General features: G+C 66.3%; 16 protein-coding genes. 13 read left to right on the forward strand and 3 right to left on the reverse strand.

Annotated elements, in window-relative coordinates; translation table 11 throughout:
• Window positions 1–42: 42 nt before the first annotated feature.
• Complete coding sequence (locus EF834_RS01010) at window positions 43–2,409, reverse strand: ATP-binding protein (protein WP_127944697.1); 2,367 nt, start codon at window positions 2,407–2,409, stop codon at window positions 43–45.
• A 129-nt stretch (window positions 2,410–2,538) separates the two neighbouring features.
• Here EF834_RS01010 and EF834_RS01015 point away from each other — a divergent pair, with 129 nt between their 5' ends.
• The 10 genes from EF834_RS01015 to EF834_RS01060 all read left to right on the forward strand — a co-directional run bounded on the left by EF834_RS01015 (window position 2,539) and on the right by EF834_RS01060 (window position 17,088).
• Window positions 2,539–3,243: a GNAT family N-acetyltransferase gene (locus EF834_RS01015; protein WP_235870940.1), complete on the forward strand. Its 705-nt coding sequence runs from the start codon at window positions 2,539–2,541 to the stop codon at window positions 3,241–3,243.
• Window positions 3,244–3,271: 28 nt separating this feature from the next.
• Window positions 3,272–4,333 (forward strand): glutathione S-transferase family protein, encoded by a 1,062-nt coding sequence (locus EF834_RS01020; protein ID WP_127944703.1) that lies wholly within the window; start codon window positions 3,272–3,274, stop codon window positions 4,331–4,333.
• A 257-nt stretch (window positions 4,334–4,590) separates the two neighbouring features.
• Window positions 4,591–4,992 carry a hypothetical protein gene (locus tag EF834_RS01025; RefSeq protein WP_127944707.1) on the forward strand — a complete coding sequence of 134 codons (402 nt, stop codon included), beginning with the start codon at window positions 4,591–4,593 and terminating at the stop codon, window positions 4,990–4,992.
• Between the two features lie 129 nt (window positions 4,993–5,121).
• Window positions 5,122–5,862 (forward strand): hypothetical protein, encoded by a 741-nt coding sequence (locus tag EF834_RS01030; protein ID WP_127944710.1) that lies wholly within the window; start codon window positions 5,122–5,124, stop codon window positions 5,860–5,862.
• A gap of 28 nt (window positions 5,863–5,890) precedes the next feature.
• Complete coding sequence (locus tag EF834_RS01035; protein ID WP_235870941.1) at window positions 5,891–6,709, forward strand: alpha/beta fold hydrolase; 819 nt, start codon at window positions 5,891–5,893, stop codon at window positions 6,707–6,709.
• Between the two features lie 172 nt (window positions 6,710–6,881).
• On the forward strand, window positions 6,882–7,535 hold the full coding sequence (locus tag EF834_RS01040) for a DUF305 domain-containing protein (protein WP_127944713.1): 654 nt from the start codon (window positions 6,882–6,884) through the stop codon (window positions 7,533–7,535).
• 40 nt (window positions 7,536–7,575) lie between these two features.
• Window positions 7,576–8,538, forward strand: a complete 963-nt coding sequence (locus EF834_RS01045; RefSeq protein WP_127944716.1) for an ATP-binding cassette domain-containing protein — start codon at window positions 7,576–7,578, stop codon at window positions 8,536–8,538.
• Window positions 8,535–9,335 carry an ABC transporter permease gene (locus tag EF834_RS01050; RefSeq protein ID WP_235870942.1) on the forward strand — a complete coding sequence of 267 codons (801 nt, stop codon included), beginning with the start codon at window positions 8,535–8,537 and terminating at the stop codon, window positions 9,333–9,335. Before EF834_RS01045 ends, EF834_RS01050 begins: the two co-directional genes overlap by 4 nt.
• A 48-nt stretch (window positions 9,336–9,383) precedes the next feature.
• Entirely contained in the window at window positions 9,384–13,232 is a 3,849-nt protein-coding gene (locus tag EF834_RS01055) for an ABC transporter ATP-binding protein (protein ID WP_127944720.1), read from the forward strand.
• A 109-nt stretch (window positions 13,233–13,341) separates the two neighbouring features.
• Entirely contained in the window at window positions 13,342–17,088 is a 3,747-nt protein-coding gene (locus EF834_RS01060; protein WP_127944722.1) for a multifunctional oxoglutarate decarboxylase/oxoglutarate dehydrogenase thiamine pyrophosphate-binding subunit/dihydrolipoyllysine-residue succinyltransferase subunit, read from the forward strand.
• Window positions 17,089–17,255: 167 nt separating this feature from the next.
• Here EF834_RS01060 and EF834_RS01065 read toward each other — a convergent pair whose 3' ends face one another.
• A complete protein-coding gene (locus tag EF834_RS01065; protein WP_127944727.1) occupies window positions 17,256–17,864 on the reverse strand; it encodes a TetR/AcrR family transcriptional regulator in 609 nt (202 codons plus the stop codon).
• Window positions 17,865–17,930: 66 nt separating this feature from the next.
• On the opposite strand from EF834_RS01065, the gene EF834_RS01070 reads away from it, so the two are divergent.
• Genes EF834_RS01070 through EF834_RS01080 form a run of 3 tightly spaced genes read left to right on the forward strand, consistent with a single transcriptional unit; the run spans window position 17,931 to window position 21,270 of the window.
• Window positions 17,931–19,532, forward strand: coding sequence for a flavin-containing monooxygenase (locus EF834_RS01070; RefSeq protein ID WP_127944731.1), 1,602 nt, complete (start codon window positions 17,931–17,933; stop codon window positions 19,530–19,532).
• On the forward strand, window positions 19,529–20,374 hold the full coding sequence (locus EF834_RS01075) for an SDR family NAD(P)-dependent oxidoreductase (protein ID WP_127944734.1): 846 nt from the start codon (window positions 19,529–19,531) through the stop codon (window positions 20,372–20,374). Before EF834_RS01070 ends, EF834_RS01075 begins: the two co-directional genes overlap by 4 nt.
• Entirely contained in the window at window positions 20,371–21,270 is a 900-nt protein-coding gene (locus EF834_RS01080; protein ID WP_127944738.1) for an alpha/beta hydrolase, read from the forward strand. The genes EF834_RS01075 and EF834_RS01080 overlap by 4 nt, the downstream gene beginning before the upstream one ends.
• On the opposite strand, the gene EF834_RS01085 is transcribed toward EF834_RS01080, so the two are convergent.
• Entirely contained in the window at window positions 21,265–22,179 is a 915-nt protein-coding gene (locus EF834_RS01085; RefSeq protein ID WP_235870943.1) for a glycine betaine ABC transporter substrate-binding protein, read from the reverse strand. The two genes, EF834_RS01080 and EF834_RS01085, sit on opposite strands and share 6 nt — an antisense overlap.
• Window positions 22,180–22,195: the final 16 nt, after the last annotated feature.

The raw sequence follows: 22,195 nt of genomic DNA on the forward strand, positions 1-22,195 counted from the left end.
GCGAGAGCGGACGGGTTCGCCCACGAAGCCCGATACCCCAGTTCAGGGTGTTGCGTCGTCGTGCTGTTCGGCGACCCACGCCGCAATCTGGGTGCGCGAACCGAACCCGAGTTTGCTGAGAACCCGCTCGACGTGACCCTCTGCCGTGCGCTGCGCGATCACCAGCGTCTCGGCGATCTCCCGGTTGGTCAGGCCACGTGCCACGAGATCCGCGACCTGACGTTCGCGGCGGGTGAGCACAGCCGGCGCTGCTATCGGTTCCGCGATCCGCATCGATGCGGCGGGCGCGCCTCTATGTGCCCGCATCGGCTCGGTACCGTCTCCCGCCGATAGTGCGAACTCGACGGCGTCGGCGAATCCCAGGGCCGCACCCCGCGAGAAGGCCACATCGAAAGATCGGTCCCCGACGAGTCGCCGGCACTGTCTGAGGCAATCCTCGTGGTACTCGAGCATCGTCGGAATCGCCACCGGCGGCAGGCCCATCTCCCGGCGCATCGCCTCGGCTGCACCCGACAGGATTGTGCCCCGTTCGCCCTGGCGTGCATCCGCGGCGGCCCACGCCATCCCCTCGAGGCACCCCTGGCAGGCGAAGTGATCGTCGACGGCCCGTGTGAGTGGCAGTGCTTCGGAGAACAGTCGGTACCCACGCTCGTGTTCACCTCGCCGCCACAGCCCGAGTCCGAGCATGAACATTGCCCTGGCCTGATAGGAACTGGCCCCGCGGGCCCTCGCGATCGACAGCACTTCCTCGTGGTAGGCCCTGCCGCGTTCGGCGTCCCCGCTTGTCCCTTCCACCAAGCCCAGCCCCAGGAGGGTCCGGATGAGTTGTGGAAGGTCCGGGCGCGCTCGGAGCGGCCCGAGCGCAGGCTCGAACAGCTCGACAGCCCGCGCGCACTGACCTTGGTACACGGCCTGCCGGCCGGCTGCGTGCAGGACGAGAGCATCGATATACGGGTCCCCGAGGACCCGGGCGAGGGACCGCGCCCGCGCGATCAGCTCGGACGAGGCGGCGAAGTCTTCCTGAAAACCCGCGAAAGAGCTGGCAGAGCAGAGGGCGGCGACGCGGATCGGATCGGGAACCTCGTCGGAGGCATCGAGGACACGTCCGTACCAGCGTCTGCCCTCGTCGAGCATCCCCTTGCAGTCCCAGAACGAGTACAGCGCCTTCGCCATCTGCACCCCGGTCGCCGCCTCGCCGGACCCGGTCACACAGAAGTCGAGAGCCTCGCGCAGGTTTCCCGTCTCCCGGGTGAGCCGGGCGATGATCTCCACCTGGCGCGGGCTGACCCAGTCCGCCTCCGCACGCTGGACCAGAGCGCGGTACCAGTCGCGGTGTCGGCGACGACACTCCGTCCGCTCGGCCGCCTCGACGAGTTTGTCCTGCCCGTAGTCTCGCAACGTCTCGAGCATCCGGTAGCGAACCACCGATCCGGACCGCTCCGGAATCAGGATCGACTTGTCGACCAGAGAACCCACCAGAGCTTCGACATCCCGGGTTGCAACGTCAGCGCACACCCCTTCGACTGCGTCCAGCTCGAATCCGCCCGAGAAGACCGACAACCAACTCCACAACCGGCGTTCCTCCGGAGTGCACAGCTCGTAGCTCCAATCGACACTCATCCGCAGTGTCTGCAGCCGTGACGGAGCCACCCGGCTGCCGGCGGTCAGCAAGCGGTACCGGTCGGTGAGCCGGTCCAGGATCTGCTCCGGCGACAGCACCCGGACACGAGCGGCCGCGAGTTCGATCGCGAGAGGCAGGCCTTCCAGGCGATGACAGATCCGGGCGATCGCGGCCCGGTTGCCCTCCGTGACGGCGAAGCCCGGGACGACTGCCTCGGCGCGTTCGACGAACAGCGTCGCGGACTCGTAACTCGGCATTGCCTGCAGGGTCGGAGGCGAGTGCGGGTCGGGAACCGGAAGCGGCGGCACCCGTAGGACGGCCTCACCACCCACGTCGAGAGACTCCCGGCTCGTCGCGAGGACGCGAAGACCCGGACAATTGCGCAGAAGGAAGTCGACCAACTTCGAGGCCGCCCCCACCAGGTGCTCACAGTTGTCGAGCAGAACAAGCAGATCCCTGCTGCCGAGAAAATCCAACAGCAGATCGGTCGGCGAACGCGCGGCCCGCTCGTACAGCCTGAACCGCGCGGCAACCGCGTTCGGGACCAACTCCGGATCGCGTAGCTCCGCGAGTTCGACCAGCCATGCGCCGTCACGGAAGTCGCGTTGCACGTCGCCGGCGACCTGCAACGCGAGCCGCGTCTTCCCGACGCCCCCGATCCCCGTCAACGTCACCAGGCGAGACTCGGTGAGCAAATGCTTGGCCGCCGAGACCTCGCGTCGCCGTCCGACGAACGTCGTCAGCGGGGCCGGAAGATTCCCGACCTTGCTCCGGGTGGCAGTCGCCATGGACCGTCTCTCTTCCTCCACCCTGCAGATTCGACGGTACGCCCACGCAATACAAGGATTGGGCCAGCCGAGGGCCACGAACGAACATCCTTACTACAACCGTCCGGACACCGCACTACCGTTGACGACGTGGACGGCCATCAGATCGACATCATCCGGCTCGCGTGGGCGCGCGAACTCGGCCTTCCCGACCGCGCCTTGGACGACCGCGGTGCCCGCCACGTGAGGGTCGACGATCTGGAGGACCGGATCCGCTTCGTGACGATCGCCGGCGCAACCGCACTGGTCGGACCCTCGTGGGCTGTCGAACGCTCGCGGTCGTGCTCCGACGACGAACTCGCGCGCTCCGGTGGCCTGCTCGCGCTCGCGAAGGACCACTCGGGCCGGGGATCCGGACCGGTCGAACTGGGGTGGGCCGCCGACTTCGGGAGCGCTGTCGCGGTCGAGGAACCCCTGGTCTCCCACGAGTTCGAACACGTTCTGGCCCTCGAGGCCGTGTGCCCGCCCGACGATGTCGCCGAGGCCAGGCTGACCGAGAAGGCGAACTGGTTCACCGTCGTGGACGATGACCACGCCCCACTCGCATCCGCCGGCTACCTCGAATGGCAGGGCATCATCGCCGATATGGGCACACTGACTGCCCCGGCGGCCCGGCGGCGCGGGTACGGCGCTACCGCGACGCAACTCGCCACCAATGACGCCCTGGATGCAGGCCTGATCCCGCAATGGCGCGCGCACCGGGACAACATCGCCTCGCGCAGACTGGCGACGAACCTCGGCTACGAGGAACTGGGAACGTTCGTGTCGATCGCGGTGGCGCCCAGTACCGTGTGAATCAACGAGACACATGGAGTTGATCACGATGAGCGACGACGGTACGCAGCCCTCGACCGGCACCGACGTCGGTGCCAACTTTGTCGACCCGGGCAAAGAGTTCTCCCGGGACATGCGCTACATCACGACGCGCATCACCGCAGACGGACGCGACGGCTATCCGGTCGAACCGGGCAGATACCGGCTGATCGTCGCACGCGCCTGCCCGTGGGCCAATCGGGCAATCATCGTACGGCGACTGCTCGGACTGGAAAGCGTTCTGTCCATGGGGATCTGCGGCCCAACGCATGACGAGCGCAGTTGGACATTCGATCTCGACCCCGAGGGCGTCGACCCGGTCCTGAAGATCCCGCGGCTCCAGGACGCGTACTTCGCCCGCTTCCCGGACTACCCACGAGGCATCACGGTGCCAGCCATCGTCGAGATTCCGACCGGCCAGGTAGTCACCAACGACTTTCCAAACATCACCCTGGACCTGTCGACCGAGTGGAAGGAGTTCCACCGCGACGGTGCGCCGGACCTGTATCCGAAGGACTTGCGGAGCGAGATCGACGAGGTCGCCGAACTCGTGTTCCGAGATGTCAACAACGGCGTCTACCGATGCGGCTTCGCCGGTTCGCAGGAGTCGTACGAGAGCGCCTACGACCGACTGTTCGAGCGTCTCGACTGGCTCACCGAGCGGTTGTCTGCTCAGCGATTTCTGGTGGGTGACACCATCACCGAGGCCGACGTGCGCCTGTTCACCACCCTCGCCCGGTTCGATGCGGTGTACCACGGACACTTCAAGTGCAATCGGAACAAACTATCGGAGATGCCGGTGCTGTGGAACTACGCCCGGGATCTGTTCCAGACCCCCGGGTTCGGGGACACGATCGACTTCGCCCAGATCAAGGAGCACTACTACATCGTTCACAAGGACATCAACCCGACGCAGATCGTGCCGAAGGGGCCGGACCTGTCGCATTGGCTCGAACCACACAACCGGGAAACGCTCGGTGGCCACCCATTCGGGAACGGCACTCCACCACACCCTCCACTTCCGGAAGAGGTTGTGCCGCTGTCACATTGGGCAAATACCGAGCGAGACTGAAGGCTGCTGGATAGCTTCCCCATGTGAAACTTCGGACGATTGCGGCAGGCCTGAGCGTGGCGATGGCGCTCGTTGCGTGCGGACAGAACGCGGACTCCAGTCCCGCAGCAACTTCGCACACCTATCCTCCCGAGTGCTGCACGGGCCTTTGGCAGTCCGGCAGTCTCGTGGTTGGTGCGCCACTACCATCGCCACTGCCACCTACCACGACACCCGAGCCATCCACGACATCCGAGCCATTCGCGGAAGACAGACAGGTGCCAACCCTGGTCGAGGTCGCGCTGGAGGAGATGAACGGTCGCGATCAGATCGTGTACACGCTTGACGGCCAGGGAACGGTCTCATGGACCTTACGGCCAGTGGCGGTGGCGATCGCCTACGGTGGCCGGGGCGTGCAGCATGTAGCTGGAAGCTCCGTCATTCAAGTGGATCTGGCTGGAGTCGGACCGCCTCCGGTAGAAAGCGAAGCCGACGATCCGCGGCGTCTTGTGAGTGCGGAGCTCGAGCACGTCGTCGAGGTCATCGAGATGCCGCGGTCCGATTCGGTTGCGCAGTCCTTTGTCGGTCTGCGCCAGAACGCTTCCAACGTCGAGGTGCATCACCGGACGGACGGAGAGCGCGTGCAGCTCGTGGTCGCCGTGGAGGGTGAAGGCGCCTAGGGGCTGTGCCGGGCCAGGAGTTCGGCCTCGCCAAACCTGCATTCCGTATAGTCGTATTCAAGTGACCAGTCGTATTGAAGTGACCATGCCACCCGGAATGCCGTACCGGGAGACCGAATTGAGGACTGGATGGCCGACAGGCAGGGGCGAGTCGAATCGACCATCACCAACGTGCTGGACAATGCGAGCCGATTGCAGGCGCCGGCCGTGGCAAGGTACGTCGAGCGAGTCCGCCGCGCCCACCCTCATGAGACGCCCGCACAGATCGTGGCGCGGATGGAGAAGATGTTCCTGACCGCGGTGACGAGCAGTGGGAGCGCTGTCGGCGCCACCGCTGCTGTCCCGACGGTGGGTACTGCCGCGTCTATCGCCGCGGTCGGCGCCGAGACCGCGTTCTTCCTGGAGGCGTCCGCGCTGCTGACGCTCGCGATTGCTTCGGTACACGGAATCTCCCCACACGACCATCAGCAACGTCGCACCCTCGTCCTTGCCGTCGCACTCGGTGAGTCCGGCATGGAGATCGTCGAACGGGCCACCGGACTGACGGCGACGAACTGGGCACACCTGGTCACCGGACGGATACCGCCTCAGACCATGAAGGCGATGAACAGTTCACTGGTACGTAGATTCGTGACGAAGTATGCGGCCAGGCGGAGCGCGCTCATCCTCGGAAAACTGCTTCCGGCCGGCGTCGGCGCGGTGATCGGCGGCGCCGGAAACCGTGCGATCGGTCGTGGTGTCATCGACAACGCCCGCGAGGCGTTCGGACCGGCACCCAGGGCCTGGCGTGATCGAGTCGACGCGCCTGATGCCGACGCACGGCTGCCAGTCAGCCCGGCACCGAGCCAGGAGCGCAAAGTCCACTCCTGACGCGGACTCCCGACGAGAGGACGACATCGTGCGAGCCGAGAGTTCCGACGGTCTCCACGTCCTCACTGCTGGGTCTGGCGAGCGGACGGTGGTTCTCCTGCACGGCTACTCGGACCACGGCGGAACCTGGCAAAAGGTGCTGCCTACCCTCGCTGAGCACTATCGGGTGCTCGTCGTCGACCTGCCCGGATTTGGTCGCAGTGCGGGAACCTGGCGAGAACCTGTGATCGACGGATACGTCCAGATCCTCAGTGACCTGGTCGGCGATGAGTCCGATCAGGTCAGCGTCGTCGGGAATTCGCTCGGCGCGGTGATCGCCCTCGCATTGGCCTCCGCTCGGCCCGAACTCATCGCCGACGTCGTCCTGTCCGACATGCCCGGAGTAGCCCCCATCCCGCGCTCGTGGACCCGGGGCGCTCAGTTGCGCATGGATGGGATCGCGGGTGCGCTCGCAGGCCCAATGCCGGACAGGTACGTCCAATGGATGATGGGTGCGGTGTATGCGCTTGCAGCGCTTAGGCATCCGAGCCGAGCGGACGCACAGGTGCGGTCCGGCTACACCAAGCACTACGCGACCAAGCGCCAGGTTGCCGACCTCCTCGCTCTCGGCCGTGTCGTGATCCGGGAGATCGCAGACCTGCCGATACCGAGGATGATCGACGACCTCGAGGTGCCCGCACTTCTGCTGTGGGGCGCGAACGATCTCCTCACACCCGCCCGCGCGGCTCGGCGAATCACTGTCACGGCGGATCGTCAGGTCGCGGTCATACCGAGTTGTGGTCATTGTCCGCAGCTCGACTGCCCGAGCGAGTTCCTCGGGGAAGTGCTGCCGTTTCTGCGCCGATGAGAACGGTGCCCGTTCTTGCGCCGATAGAGGCCGGCGTCATGATCGGTAGAGTTGTACCCATGCCCGGGCACCAGCTCGCCCACGGCGGGAGTCGGCCCCGCCGCGACGCGCAGGTCACGCAGCCCCTTCGTTCCCACCACTGCCAGGACCACTTGCGAAGAAGGCGTAGATCATGAACACCAAACGACTGCTCGTCGGGATCGGCGCCGCCGCGGCCGCCCTCATTCTCGTCGTCGGATGCTCGAACAACGAATCCACGAACAATGCCACGACCACCGGTGCCGAGGCCACAACCTCGGCTGGCGCTGCCGGTACGAACGAACCGAGCGGCGCCCACAACGACGCAGATGTCGCCTACGTCCGGATGATGATTCCGCACCACGAGCAGGCCATCGAGATGGCGGAGCTGGTGCCGAGCCGCTCGAACAGCCCCGAGATCAACTCCCTCGCCACGCAGATCGAACACGCCCAGGAACCCGAGATCGAACAGATGGAGGATTGGTTGACGGCATGGGGAGTGCCCGAGCCGGAACATCAACCGATGACGAACATGCCGATGACCACTATGCCGGGGATGCCCGAGATGGAAAACGGTATGCACGGCATGATGACGCCGGAACAGATGCGGTCGCTCGAGAGTGCGAATGGCATGGAGTTCGATCGCATGTGGCTGGAGATGATGATCGTTCACCATGAGGGTGCCGTCACCAGTTCGGAAGAGATTCTGCGCAACGGCGAAAGCGAGCAGGTGAAGGAACTGGCTCAGAACATCATCGCGAGCCAACAGGCCGAGATCGCTCAGATGCGGCAACTTCTGAACAGGTAGGTCGACTCGGCCGACCTCGAGGGGATCGGTGATCTCGGGTATGCCTGCTACGCGAGCCCCGGGCACGCGCCGCACTTCACGTGCGGCCATTGAGGCGCACGGGCTGTCGAAGCAATTCAAATCTGTTCGGGCCGTGTCGGACCTGAGCTTCAACGTTCCCCACGGTTCGATCACGGGCTTGCTGGGACCCAGGGGTTCCGGGAAAACCACGACGCTGCGGATGCTGCTCGGCCTCGTTCGCCCGGACACCGGCACCTCCACAGTGCTCGGACTCCCGTTCGGCGCGATCGCAGAACCGGCGCGAGCTGTCGGCGCAATGCTCGGCTCCCGCGGGCTGCACCCCAATCGCACCGCGCGCGGGCATCTGCGGGTGTACGCGTCTGCCATCGGGGTTCCGGACGACCGGGTCCGGCAGGTACTGCACCTGGTGGGGCTCACCGGCGCGGCAGGCCGCAAGACCGGCACATTGTCGCTGGGCATGCGCCGGCGCCTGCTACTCGCGACGGCACTACTCGGCGACCCTCAGGTGCTCGTACTCGACGAGCCCTGCAGCGGAATCGATCCCGAGGGCATCGCGTGGTTGCGTGAGTTTCTCGCCGGTTTCGCCGGAGCGGGCCGGACGGCGTTGATCTCGAGTCACCTGCTGCACGAGGGGGCTCAGATGATCGATCGCCTCGTGGTGGTCAACCGCGGTGCACTCGTCCACCAGGGTCCGATGGAACAGTTCCGCGCCCGCCATCGTGCCCGACTCGTCGTCGCATGTTCCGATCCGGTCCGACTCGCGACTGCGCTCGCTGCGGCCGGCATCACGGACGTGCGGCATCGGGCTGACGGCAGGGTCTCCGTCGCCGGATCGGATTCCGCGACGCTCGGCAGGATCGCCTCGAACTGCGACGTCACCGTGTTCGGGGCCGCGACCGAACTAGTGGATCTCGAGCGGGTGCTCGTCGCGATGACGTCGGGGCCGTGCACCGACCCCGGGCCACACGGAGTCGTACCGTGACGACGAACCTGCTGTTCTCCGAGTTCCGCAAGTTCGCGACGTTGCGATTCTGGTGGGCCCTGGGTCTGGCACCGCTGTTCGCCGGTGTGCTCGCCGGCCTGATCAGCGTGCCGGTCGTAGCCGGGGTCGCCGGGAGCGCGGGTTCCCATGAGTTGGCGTCCTTGGTAGACAGAATCGGATTGCTGGTCACTCTCCCGCTCATAGTCGTGTGCTCGGCGCTGTTCGGCGCGCTCCACGCCGGCACCGAGTACCGACACGACACGATGACGACCACGGTGCTCATCGCACGCAGCCGGGACGCCGTGGTAGCCGCCAAGCTTCTGGTCGGTGCCGCTTTCGGGTTCCTCTGCTGCCTGGTAGTCGCGATCGTCGGAGTCTCGACTGTCCTACTCATCGGGTCCGACGGTGTCCGCTTCGACGGGACACTGGCGGCGATCCTCGTGGTCGCACTGGTGGCATCCACGCTGTGGGCACTCATCGGCAGCGGGCTGGCGTTGTCGACCAGGTCTTCGACCGCGACCGCAGTCGGGATCGTGGCCTGGTTGGTGCTCGAGCCTGGAGTTGTCGCGACCGTTCTCGACGGCGTCCACCTAGAGGCCGTGGGCCGGTGGCTGCCTGGTTCGGTCACCGTCGCGGCGTTCCACGGCATCGGCCGCGGCGACCTCGGCGGCAGTGCCGGCGGCGGCGGCGACGCTTCAGTGCCCACGACCGCGTCGTCGCTCGTAGGCCTGGCAGTGTGGGCCACTCTGGCGTGTGGGCTCGGTTGGTGGGCTACCCGCACACGCGACCTCAGCTGATCTTGCGGCGACGAACGTTGTCTGCCCATCGGACTACGGTTGATCACGATGGCTGGACAGGATGCGACGACGGTGGCCGACGGTCAGCAGGGCTGGATTCGACGACTCGGAGCGGAGTGCTGGAACCACCGACGCACCGTCGTGGGGGCACTCTCCGTAACGGTGATCGCAGCGATCATCGACATCCTGTTCCCGCTGCTGACAAAGTTCGCGCTGGATGCAGCGACGACCGGCGAGTCGAGCGCCACCAGCGTCATCGCAAGAATCACCGCACTCATCGCAGTTCTCGCCTGCGTCCGCTTCGGCTGCCAGTACGGGCGTCGAATGCTTGCGGGACGGCTCTCGTTGGACGTCCAGCACGACCTGCGCCTCGGACTGCTCGGCTCGCTGCAACGCCTCGACGGCCGGGGCCAGGACCAGATCCGGACCGGCCAGGTGGTGTCCCGCTCGATTACCGACCTGCAACTCGTCCAGGGCCTGCTGTCCATGGTTCCGATGTCGGCAGGCGTGGTGCTCCAGTTCACCCTGGCGCTGGTGATCATGACCTGGTTGTCGCCGCTGCTGACGGTCGTCGCTCTGGTGGTGGTGCCCGCGGTGGCTCTCGTGGTCTACCTGGTGCGGCCCGCGCTGTTCGCGGCGACGTGGTCGGCGCAGCAGCGCGCAGCCGACCTGGCCCAGCACGTCGAGGAGACTGTCACGGGTGTCCGGGTCGTCAAGGGGTTCGGGCAGGAGTCCCGCGCGGTGGACCAACTCGAGGATCGTGGCCGTACGCTCTACGCCGAGCGCCTGCGGGCGGCCCGAATCAACGCGCGGTTCGCGCCGTCAATGGCGACGCTCCCCCAACTCGGCCTGGTCGGCGTGGTCGCGCTCGGCGGCTACCTCGCGCTACAGGGGTCCATCACCGTCGGCACGTTCCTGGCGTTCGCGGCGTACATCGCCACGATGACCACAGCCACGCGCACCATGTCTCAGGTCGTGATCATGGCCCAGCTCTCACGGGCCGCTGTCGAACGCGTCTACGAGGTGATCGACACGAAGCCGGACGTCTCCGACCCACCACACCCGACCGATCTACCCGACGGGCCGCTCGGGGTGGATCTGCACGAAGTCAGGTTCGGATTCGACGAGGGCAGCGCTGTTCTCGACGGTCTGGACCTCACCATCGCGCCCGGCGAGTCGGTGGCCATCGTGGGACCGGCCGGATCAGGCAAGACCGCGCTGTCGTTACTCCTACCCCGCTTCTACGCGCCCGATTCCGGAACACTGTCGCTGACGAGCGACGGCCGCAGCTACGACGTCTCCGATCTGCGAGCCGAACAGCTCCGTGAGGCGGTCGGCTTGGTGTTCGACGAGCCGTTCCTGTTCTCCGACACGATCGCCGCGAACATCGCGCTCGGCCGGCCTGACGCCAGCGCCGAGCAGATCCGCTCCGCCGCCCGGCTCGCGCAGGCCGATGAGTTCATCTCTGCACTGTCCGACGGCTACGACACCGTCGTCGGGGAGCGCGGGCTGACACTGTCGGGTGGTCAACGTCAACGCGTCGCATTAGCCCGGGCACTGTTGGTGGATCCGCGTGTGCTGATCCTCGACGACGCGACGTCCGCAGTGGACGCTGGCACCGAGGCGGCGATCTTCGCGGCGCTGCGCAGCGGCCGCCGCCGGACGACCCTGATCCTGGCGCACCGCCGCTCGACCCTCACTCTCGCCGATCGCGTTGCCGTACTCGACGCCGGCCGGATCGTCGACATAGGGACGGTCGACGAACTCGACGAGAGGTGCCCGCTGTTCCGGACCCTGCTGGCGACACCGGACCCGTATCAGGCGCAACCCGACTCCGACGAAGTCAAGCCGAGCGCCGACTCGGCGGACGATCCGACCGCGGCGCAGCTGTGGCCCGACGTCGCCCCCAAAGGCGACGAGGGAACCCGCGCCGACCGGGGGCTCCCGGGTGGCCACGGCGGTGGCCGTCCTGGCGGTGGCGGCCCGATGGCCGGCGCTCTCGGTGGCGTGGCGGCGACTCCCGAACTGCGACGCGCCGTCGATGCTCTACCGCCTGCAAACGAGGACCCGCACACCGACACCGCCCGATTGCGGGCGGACGAATCGGAGTTCCGACTCGGCCGGCTCCTGCACCCGGTGCGTTGGCTGTTGGCCGGTGTCGTGTTGTGCCTGGCGCTGGACTCACTGATCGGCATAGCGTTCCCGTCAATCGTGCGGTTCGCGATCGACCGCGGTGTGGTCCCCGGCGATTACGGCCCGCTCTGGGCGGCCACCGCGTTCGGCGCGACACTCGCCCTTGTCGGCTGGCTCGTGGTCGCGATCCTGACGGTCGTCACGGCACGGGCGGGCGAGCGAGTGCTCTTCGGGCTGCGGGTCCGCAGCTACGCTCACCTGCAACGACTCGGCCTCGACTACTACGAACGTGAACTGTCCGGCCGGATCATGACCCGCATGACGACCGACGTCGACGCGTTGTCGTCGTTCATCCAGACCGGCCTGTCGACCTCGATCGTCGCTCTGCTGACATTGCTGGGCATCGCGGTGGCGTTGCTGGTGACGGACGCGGCGCTCGCTCTCGTCACGCTGACCGCCCTCATCCCGCTCACCGTCGCCACGCTGGTGTTCCGGCAGGTCTCCGGCGCGGCGTACACCGTGTCCAGAGAACGGATCTCGCTGGTGAACGCCGATTTCCAGGAGAACATCGCGGGTCTGCGCGCCGCCCAGGCGTACCGACGCGAGGAGTTCGCCGCGCGGCGGTTCGCCGAGCGTGCGGAGGGATACCGCCGCAGCCGCATGCGGTCGCAGCGCGCGATTTCGGTGTACTTCCCGTTCATCACGTTCCTCTCCGACCTGGCGCTCGCCGCCGTCGTGTTCGCCGGTGCACAGCGCGTTGCCGACGGTGCCGCTACCCCCGGCACCCTCGTCGCGTTCGTTCTCTACCTGGGGCTGCTTTTCGGGCCTATCCAGCAGCTGTCGCAGGTGTTCGACGGTTACCAGCAGGCCAACGTCGGCCTGCGCCGGATCGCGGATCTGCTCGCGACCAGCAGCTCGATCGAGACAGCGGAGCCCGGTGACACCGTCTCGATCGAGGGCCGCCTGCACGGTCGAGTCCGGTTCGACGACGTGAGCTTCCGATACCAGGGCGCCGAATCCGACGCCCTCAGCGAGGTCGACCTGCACATCCCAGCTGGTACGACGGTGGCGCTGGTGGGACGGACAGGCGCCGGCAAGTCGACGATCGTCAAACTTCTCGCCCGCTTCTATGACCCGACGTCCGGCGCGGTCAGGGTCGACGACGAGAACCTGCGCCGCTATCCGCTCCACCGGTACCGGGGACGCCTCGGAGTCGTCCCGCAGGAAGCTCACCTGTTCACCGGGACCGTCGCGAGCAACATCGCTTACGGGCGACCCGACGCCACCCGGTCGGAGATCGAGGCTGCGGCCCGCGCGGTCGGGGCCTTGCCGGCCATCGCGGCACTCACAGGCGGCATGAATCAGCCGATCGGGGAACGCGGCCAAGGCTTGTCCGCCGGTCAGCGCCAACTGATCGCGCTCGCACGCGCGGAGATGGTGGACCCTGATCTGCTGCTGCTCGACGAGGCGACCGCAACGCTCGACCCCGCCACGGAACGGCTGGTACTCGAGTCGAGCCGGATGGTCACGCGGCGTCGAACCTCAGTCGTGGTCGCCCACCGGCTGGCGACCGCCGCGAGAGCGGATCTCGTCGTGGTTGTCGACAACGGCCGAATCGTCGAAACCGGCGATCACATCACACTTCGACACGCCGACGGTCATTATTCACGACTCTGTGACGCGGCGGAAAAAGGACGGGGGAATAATTCGTCGGCGAGAACCGTCGTCGATGGTGACCCCATCGACTCCATCGCAACAATGTGAGACAGCCAACACGCTACGGACCGGACACCCGCGTTCGACGCATGGAAGCTAGCCTCATGTTAGGCGCTCTGATCGGGTACCGAAGAAAGAAACGAGGCGAACACCTGCCGTGAGCAGCAGCTCTACTTCCGAGTTCGGACAGAACCAGTGGCTAGTCGACGAGATGTACCAACGCTTCCAGGATGATCCCTCATCCGTGGACCCCAGTTGGCACGAATTTCTGACGGATTACAAGCCCGACGCGGCGAATGCGGGCGGAAACGGTAAAGCTCTGGGCGGCGAAGTCACCACCAAGACGGTGAACCACGCAGCAGCGCAGGCTCCTGCGGCCGCCCCTACACCGGCGCAAGGAACCGCACCAGCCCCGGCGCCAACCACCAAGGCGGAGACCCCACCTCCGGCCCCCGCGCCTGCTCCCGCTCCTGCCGCCGCCCCCAAGCCGGAAGCACCCAAGGCGGAAGTGACCCCGCCCGCTACCGAGGACACCAATCAGGTGCTGCGCGGCGCCGCCGCCACGGTCGCTCGCAACATGTCGGCCTCGCTCACGATCCCGACCGCGACCAGCGTTCGTGCTGTCCCGGCAAAGTTGATGTTCGACAACCGCATCGTCATCAACAACCACCTCGCCCGCACCCGCGGCGGCAAGGTCTCGTTCACCCACATTCTCGGCTACGCGATCGTACAGGCGGTCAAGTCGTTCCCGAACATGAACCGGCACTTCGCCGAGATCGACGGCAAGCCGAATGTCGTCACACCGGCGAACACCAACCTGGGCCTGGCAATCGACCTGCCGGGCCGCAATGGTAGCCGCTCACTGGTCGTCGCGGCGATCAAGGGCTGCGAGTCGATGAACTTCGTCCAGTTCCACAGCGCATACGAGGATATCGTCCGACGTGCGCGCGACGGCAAACTCACCGCCGAGGACTTCTCGGGTGTCACGATCTCGCTGACCAACCCGGGAGGCATCGGCACCGTGCACTCGGTGCCGCGTCTGATGCAGGGTCAGGGCGCCATCATCGGCGCCGGCGCGATGGAGTACCCCGCCGAGTTCCAGGGTGCCAGCGACGAGCGCATCGCTGAGATGGGCGTCGGCAAACTGATGACGCTGACCTCCACCTACGATCACCGGATCATCCAGGGCGCCGAGTCCGGCGACTTCCTCCGCACGATCCACAACCTGCTGATCAGCGACGAGTTCTACGACGAAGTCTTCCACTCGCTGCACATTCCCTACGAGCCGGTCCGTTGGCGCCAGGACGTGCCGGAGGGTGCGGTCGACAAGAACACCCGCGTGCTCGAACTCATCGCGGCGTACCGCAACCGCGGCCACCTCATGGCCGACACCGACCCGCTGCAGTTCGTCAAGGACAAGTTCCGCAGCCACCCGGACCTCGACGTCACGACCCACGGCCTGACCCTGTGGGATCTCGACCGTGAGTTCAACGTCGGCGGTTTCCACGGCCAGACCCGGATGAAGCTGCGCGACGTCCTGTCGATCCTGCGGGACGCCTACTGCCGCCACATCGGCGTCGAGTACACGCACATTCTCGAGCCCGAGCAGCAGGCATGGCTGCAGGAGCGGGTCGAGGCCAAGCACGTCAAGCCGACCGTCGCCGAACAGAAGTACATTCTGAGCAAGCTCAACGCTGCCGAGGCGTTCGAGACGTTCCTGCAGACCAAGTACGTCGGCCAGAAGCGCTTCTCGCTCGAGGGCGCCGAGTCGGTCATCCCGATGATGGACGCGATCATCGATCAGGCGGCCGAGCACCAGCTCGACGAGGTCGTGATCGGTATGCCGCACCGCGGTCGCCTCAACGTGCTCGCGAACATCGTCGGAAAGCCGTACTCGAAGATCTTCACCGAGTTCGAAGGCAACATGAACCCGGCAGCAGCACACGGCTCCGGCGACGTGAAGTACCACCTCGGTGCCGAGGGCACCTACATCCAGATGTTCGGCGAGAACGACATCAAGGTGTCGCTGACGGCGAACCCGTCGCACCTCGAAGCGGTCGACCCGGTTCTCGAGGGCCTCGTCCGCGCAAAACAGGACATCCTGGACAAGGGCGAGAGCGGGTTCACCGTCATGCCGCTGATGCTCCACGGCGACGCGGCGTTCGCGGGCCAGGGTGTCGTCGCCGAGACGCTGAACCTCGCGCTGCTACGCGGCTACCGCACTGGCGGCACCGTGCACGTGGTCGTCAACAACCAGGTCGGCTTCACCACCGCCCCGGAGCACTCGCGCTCGTCCGAGTACTGCACCGACATCGCCAAGATGATCGGCGCCCCGGTCCTGCACGTGAACGGCGACGACCCGGAGGCCTGCGTCTGGGTTGCGCAGCTCGCCGTGGACTTCCGTGAGAAGTTCGGCAAGGACGTCGTGATCGACATGATCTGCTACCGCCGTCGCGGCCACAACGAGGGCGACGACCCGTCCATGACGCAGCCGGCTATGTACGACCTGATCGACACCAAGCGCAGCGTCCGCAAGAGCTACACCGAGGCGCTGATCGGCCGCAGTGACATCTCGCTCAAGGAAGCCGAAGACGCCTTGCGCGACTACCAGGGCCAGCTGGAGCGGGTGTTCAACGAGGTCCGCGAGCTCGAGAAGTTCAACCCCGAGCCGTCTGAGTCCGTGGAACTCGACCAGACTCCGCCGGCGCGCCTGACCACGGCCGTCGATACCGCGGCGCTCGAGCGCATCGGCGACGCATTCGTCAACGTCCCCGAAGGCTTCATGGTCCACCCGCGTGTGAAGCCGGTCATCGAGAAGCGCAGGGAGATGTCCCGCGAAGGCCACATCGACTGGGCATTCGCCGAGCTCCTCGCGTTCGGTTCACTCGCTGAGCAGGGCGCCCTGGTGCGTTTGGCCGGCCAGGACTCGCGCCGCGGCACGTTCACGCAGCGCCATGCGGTGCTGATCGACCGTAAGAACGGTGACGAGTACAACCCGCTCGCGGACCTTGCCACGAACTCCGGCTCCGGCGGCAAGTTCATGGTCTACGACTCGGCGCTCACCGAGTTCGCCGGCCTGGGTTTCGAGTACGGATACTCGGTCGGCAATCCCGACGCGCTGGTGCTGTGGGAAGCGCAGTTCGGTGACTTCGTCAACGGCGCGCAGACCATCATCGACGAGTTCATCAGCTCCGGTGAGGCCAAGTGGGGCCAGCTGTCCGACGTCGTGCTGCTACTGCCGCACGGCCACGAGGGCCAGGGTCCGGACCACACCTCGGGTCGTATCGAGCGTTTCCTCCAGCTGTGCGCGGAGGGCTCGATGACGGTCGCGATGCCGTCGACGCCGGCGAGCTACTTCCATCTGCTGCGCCGGCACCACCTGGACGGCATCCGTCGCCCGCTGGTGGTGTTCACGCCGAAGTCGATGCTGCGCAACAAGGCTGCGGTCAGCAAGCTCGAGGACTTCACGACGGGCAAGTTCCGCTCGGTGTTCGAGGAGCCCGCGTACGAGACCGACGGCGCCGACCGCGACCCGGTCGAGCGGGTGCTCCTCACGTCCGGCAAGCTCTACTGGGAGTTGCTGGCGAAGAAGCAGAAGGAGAACCGCGACGACGTCGCGATCGTTCGGATCGAGCAGCTGTACCCGATCCCGCGGCGCCGTATCGCGCAGACGCTGGACCGCTACCCGAATGCCTCCGAGTTCTTCTGGGTCCAGGAGGAGCCTGCGAACCAGGGTGCGTGGCCATTCCTCGGTCTGGCGCTGCCGGAGTTGCTTCCCGAGAAGTTCGCGGGCATCAAGCGCGTCTCGCGGCGTGCGATGTCGGCGCCGTCGTCGGGCTCGAGCAAGGTCCACGCTGTCGAGCAGCAGGAGATCATCGACGCCGCGTTCGCGCCCAAGAAGTGATGACGACCTGACACTGCACACCGCGTTCGCGCCGACGAAGTAGTCGGTCTCCGATCGATTGAGCGACGACACCGGCCCGTCCACGAGAGTGGGCGGGCCGGTGTCGTGTTCGCAGACCGAGATCGCTGTCGGCCCGCACTACTCGGCCGTTCTATCCCTACAACGCTCTATCCCGACAACGCTCTCGCGGATTCGACACTGTCGGTCACCGACGTCAGGGCCGCCACGTGCAGGTCGATCAGTTCGTCCCGGGAGAGCTGCGGGCGATGCAGCCACGAGATGGTGGTTTCTTCGACGAATGCGATCCAACCGCGCACCGGCAGCTCGGTGCGGGATGTGGGCTCGATACCGAGCGACGGGAGATGCTCGACCACCCGTCGGACCATCTCGGTGCGGGTCTCCTCACACACCTCCCGCATGTCGGGGTCGCTGCTGGCGGTCCCCCGCAGCAGTGGGAGGTAGGTGCCGCGGTTCTCCGAGACGTAGTTCACGTACGACGCCGTGGCATCGCGCAGGATTTCGAGGGGCTCGAGGTCGGGGTTCGGGGCCGTCGCGGCGAGCATCTCCTCGCTTGTGTGGCGAACGATGGCAAGGTGGAAGTCGTGCTTGGACGCGAAGTAGTGAAACAGCAGGCCACCGGACACGCCCGCCTGATCGGCGATGTCCTCGACGGAGATCTGTTCGAGCGGCCGATCGGCAAGCATGCGAACACCCAAGCCGATCAGCTGCGCCCGCCTCTCCTCGGGGCTCAGGCGCGTGCGTTTTACGCCATCCATGCGTCCACCTTACTCAATGGCAGGCAACTATTGACTGTCGGTCAATAAGCTTCTACGCTCCCGTACATGAGTCTTCCGGTCACAGATACTTCCGCTCAGGCCACGTCCCCGCGCCAGGTCGACACGCTGATCATCGGCGGTGGCTTCTCGGGTCTCGGCGCAGCTATCAAGCTGGTCCAGGAGGGCAAACGCGACTTCGTCGTGCTCGAGCGCGGCGACGACGTGGGTGGCACGTGGCGCGACAACACCTACCCCGGCGCCGCATGCGACGTACCTTCCCATCTGTACTCGTATTCGTTCGCTCTCAACCCCGACTGGACCCGATCGTTCTCGCCGCAGCCCGAGATCCAGAAGTACATCTCGTCGATTGCTCGCAAGTACAAGGTGCTCGACAAGCACATCTTCGGTTGCGAGGTCCATTCGGTGCGCTGGAACGGTGAGAGCGCGCGCTGGGAGCTGAAGACCTCCAAGGGCGACTTCGTCGCGAAGATCGTGATCTCGGCGGTGGGCGTGCTGTGCGAGCCGTCGTTGCCCGACATCAAGGGCATCGAGGAGTTCGAGGGCGATATCTTCCACTCCGCCCAGTGGAATCACGACGTCGATCTGAGCGGCAAGCGAATCGCGGTGATCGGAACGGGCGCATCGGCCATTCAGATCGTGCCGCAGCTGGGCCAGATCGCCGCACAACTCGACGTGTACCAGCGCACCGCGCCGTGGGTCCTGCCTCGCTTCGACCGCGAGTACACCACCGTCGAACGTCTCGCGTTCAAGTACGTACCCGGATTCCAGAAGCTCTGCCGCACCGGCATCTACTGGGCGCGCGAGTCACAGGTCTTCGGACTCACCAAGGCGCCCATCTTCATGCAGCCGCTGAAGTTCCTCGCCGAGCAGCATCTGCGCATGCAGATCAAGGACAAGGACCTGCGCCGCAAGGTCACCCCGAACTTCCAGATCGGCTGCAAGCGGATGCTGATCTCCAACAACTACTACCCGACGCTGACTCAGCCCAATGTCGACCTCGTCACCGAGGGCATCGCCGAGATCCGCAAGGACTCGATCGTCGATCGCGACGGCACCGAACGCAAGATCGACGCGATCGTCGTCGCGACCGGATTCCACGTCACCGACTCTCCAACGTTCGCAAGCATTTTCGGCAAAGACGGGAATTCGCTGGCCGAGACGTTCGAAGAGGTCGGCATGCAGGGCTACAAGGGGGCCGCGGTCGCCAACTTCCCCAACATGTTCTTCCTCCTCGGGCCCAACACCGGACTCGGCCACTCCTCGATGGTGTACATGATCGAGTCTCAACTCAACTACATCGTCGACGCGCTCGCGACGATCGAACGCTACGACATCGGCACGATCGAGGTCCGCAAGGACGTGCAGCAAACCTACAACCGCGAACTGCAGGCCAAGTTGTCGGGCAGCGTGTGGAACGCTGGCGGATGTGCCAGCTGGTATCTCGACAAGCACGGGAACAACCCGACACAGTGGCCGGGCTTCACGTTCGAGTTCCGGGACATCACCAGGAAATTCGACCTCGACGCATACCGCAGCGTCGCCACGAGCGACCTCCCCGTCCCCGCCGCCGTTGCGCAGCGACAGGTGGTCGAAACCGCCGACACCGAGCCGACCGATCTCGACGACGACAAAGTGGCGGCACAATGAGTGAAGTCGCGGGCAAGGTCTGCGTCGTCACGGGCGCCGCATCCGGCATCGGGCGAGCGCTGGCCCTCGATCTCGCCGGACGAGGAGCGAAGCTTGCCCTCTCCGACGTGGATTCGATAGGCCTTGCGAAGACCGTGCGCCAGGTCGAGGCCCTCGGCGCCGAGGTCAAATCCGACCACCTCGACGTCGCCGAGCGCGAGGCGGTCCTCGCATACGCGGACGCGGTGGCCGCACACTTCGGCAAGGTGCACCAGGTCTACAACAACGCCGGCGTTGCCTTCCAGGGCGAGGTGGAACGCTCGCAGTTCGCTGATATCGAGCGCATCATCGACGTCGACTTCTGGGGTGTCGTGAACGGCACCAAGGCTTTCCTGCCGCACTTGATCGCGTCGGGCGACGGGCACATCGTCAACATCTCCAGTGTCTTCGGTCTGGTGTCGCTCCCGGGCCAGAACGCTTACAACGCAGCGAAGTTCGCGGTGCGTGGATTCACCGAGTCGCTTCGGCAAGAGATGCTCGTCGCGAAGCATCCGGTCAAGGTCACGTGTGTCCATCCGGGTGGTATCAAGACCGCGATCGCGCGCAGCGCCGGCGCGCCCGAGGGTGACGATCGGGTGGCTTACGCGGAGTTCTTCGACAAGCGGCTCGCGCGGACCACACCGGAGGACGCCGCACGGACCATCGTGAACGGGGTACGTAAGGGCAAGGCGCGGGTGCTCGTCGGCGCGGACGCAAGGTTCATCGACGCGTTCGTGCGAATCCTCGGCCCCGGCTATCAACGGGTGGTCGCTACGATCGCAGCGCGTACGTTTCCCAAGGCTACGAAGGAGCAAACACGATGAGGGCGGTATCGCTCCCACTGCCACTGGTCGAAGCGAGCCTGAAGCCGTTCTACCGGCTCGCGCTCAACGCCCGGCTGCCGTTCCGGGTGCAGCGCGCACTGCTCGACATGGCCGCGCCGACCCAGTGGTTGCCCGACGGGACCGTCGTGCGCAAGACCATGCTCGCGGGTCGTCCCGCTGAGCGCATCACCGTCGGCGCCACCGAGCGGTCCAACGCCGTCCTGTACCTGCACGGTGGTGCTTTCACGATCGGGTCCCTGGCGACACACCGCTCCCTCGCGGCCCACCTGGCTCGCGAATCCGGCAGCGTCGTGTACACACTCGACTATCGGCTCGCGCCGGAGCATCCGTATCCGGCCGGCCTCGAGGATGCCGTCACGGCCTTCATCGAGCTCGCCACGGACCACGGCTACACGGCCGAACGCGTCGCGGTCGCGGGTGACTCTGCGGGTGGTGGGCTGGCACTGTCGACCACTCGACGACTGATCGACACGTATGGACTGTCGCCTGCGGCAATGGCTTTGATCTCGCCGTGGGCCGATCCCGGTTCGCGTGTCGTCCCGTTCGACCGTGATCTCGTCGTCAACTCCGCGTGGGCGTTTGCCTCGGCGGACGCGTACCTCGGTACCGGTGACGCATCGGATCCCGGCTACGCGCCGCTCCACGGCCGTCTGGACGGGCTGCCGGCGACGGTAGTCCACGTGGGCACCAGTGAGGTTCTGTATCCCCAGATCGTCGACTTGGTGACGAAGCTCGAGGCCAGCGGAAACCGCCTGCACTTCGTGGAGTATCCGCGCCTGTGGCACGTCGCCCACCTGCAGGCGTCGCTGCTGCGGGAGGCCGCCGACGCAGTGGCCGACCTTGGGTCGTTCCTGCGGTCGGCGTTCCCGTCATAGGTGCTCGTCCAGCCACGCGCTCGCGGCGTCGGCTGACGAGATCTCGCCACTGCGGATACTGACCACCATCTCGGTCAGATCCGCGGTGGTGAGCTGCAGGACCACGCTCAACCCGTTGACGTCGTCGGCGCGCAGCACGTTGCTGCGGTACAGCGGCACGACGTTCTGTGCGGTGAATGCGTCCTCGGAGTCATCGAGAACGACGAGGCCGGCGTCCTGCACTCCAGCTGCGGCCGCTGTGGCACCGCCGATCGGCGATGGGCTGGCGAGTAGTTCCCGCACGACATCGTCGGTCGGCCCCACCGGGACCACCGCTCGGAATGTGCAACCGTACGCTGATCGCACGCGCGACAGCGCCAACTCGTCCTCGTCGAACCCTTCGGAGGTGTACAGCGTCAGGCCCGCGCAATCCGGCGCGATGTCGCCGATCGCGCGAGCTCCGAGCCGGTCAGCCTCTGGGCGGGGAAGCACGAGCGCCGACCGGTCGTCGGCGGGCGCGTACTCGGAGACCGCGAGGTCACCGGGCAACGCCTTGTTGAGCATCTCGAACACGTCCTCGGCAGCGGTGACGTCGGCGCCGGGTTCGAACCAATGCAGCAGCCGCCCGGTGTAGTCCGGCACCAGTGACACCCGGTTCGCATCGAGCGCCTCCAGCCGGTCAGCTCGGTCCCCCAACCCCAGGACGAGTTCGGTACGACGCCCGGCCGCTTCGAGCGCGCCGGCGTAGAGCCGGGCGACGAGCTCGCTCTCGACGGTGGTGGAGGCACCGACCACGACCGGCGGCGGCTGCGTGGGTGCGCTGACGCTGCTGCTGGTGTCGACACCGCACCCAGCCAGCAGCGCAAGGACCGGAAGGACCGTCAGCCGGGCGGCGAGCCCACCCACACGCCGAGCCCGCTTCGGTGCCACGCCCGCGCCTCCGATC

The sequence above is a fragment of the Rhodococcus spongiicola genome (assembly GCF_004011835.1).
GTDB classification, from domain to species: Bacteria; Actinomycetota; Actinomycetes; order Mycobacteriales; family Mycobacteriaceae; genus Prescottella; species Prescottella spongiicola.

Coding starts and splice junctions, on each gene's coding strand:
- EF834_RS01010 (WP_127944697.1), bottom strand. CDS start 2,409: ATGGCGACTGCCACCCGGAGCAAGGTCGGGAATCTTCCGGCCCCGCTG.
- EF834_RS01020 (WP_127944703.1), top strand. CDS start 3,272: ATGAGCGACGACGGTACGCAGCCCTCGACCGGCACCGACGTCGGTGCC.
- EF834_RS01030 (WP_127944710.1), top strand. CDS start 5,122: ATGGCCGACAGGCAGGGGCGAGTCGAATCGACCATCACCAACGTGCTG.
- EF834_RS01040 (WP_127944713.1), top strand. CDS start 6,882: ATGAACACCAAACGACTGCTCGTCGGGATCGGCGCCGCCGCGGCCGCC.
- EF834_RS01045 (WP_127944716.1), top strand. CDS start 7,576: ATGCCTGCTACGCGAGCCCCGGGCACGCGCCGCACTTCACGTGCGGCC.
- EF834_RS01055 (WP_127944720.1), top strand. CDS start 9,384: ATGGCTGGACAGGATGCGACGACGGTGGCCGACGGTCAGCAGGGCTGG.
- EF834_RS01065 (WP_127944727.1), bottom strand. CDS start 17,864: ATGGATGGCGTAAAACGCACGCGCCTGAGCCCCGAGGAGAGGCGGGCG.
- EF834_RS01070 (WP_127944731.1), top strand. CDS start 17,931: ATGAGTCTTCCGGTCACAGATACTTCCGCTCAGGCCACGTCCCCGCGC.
- EF834_RS01075 (WP_127944734.1), top strand. CDS start 19,529: ATGAGTGAAGTCGCGGGCAAGGTCTGCGTCGTCACGGGCGCCGCATCC.
- EF834_RS01080 (WP_127944738.1), top strand. CDS start 20,371: ATGAGGGCGGTATCGCTCCCACTGCCACTGGTCGAAGCGAGCCTGAAG.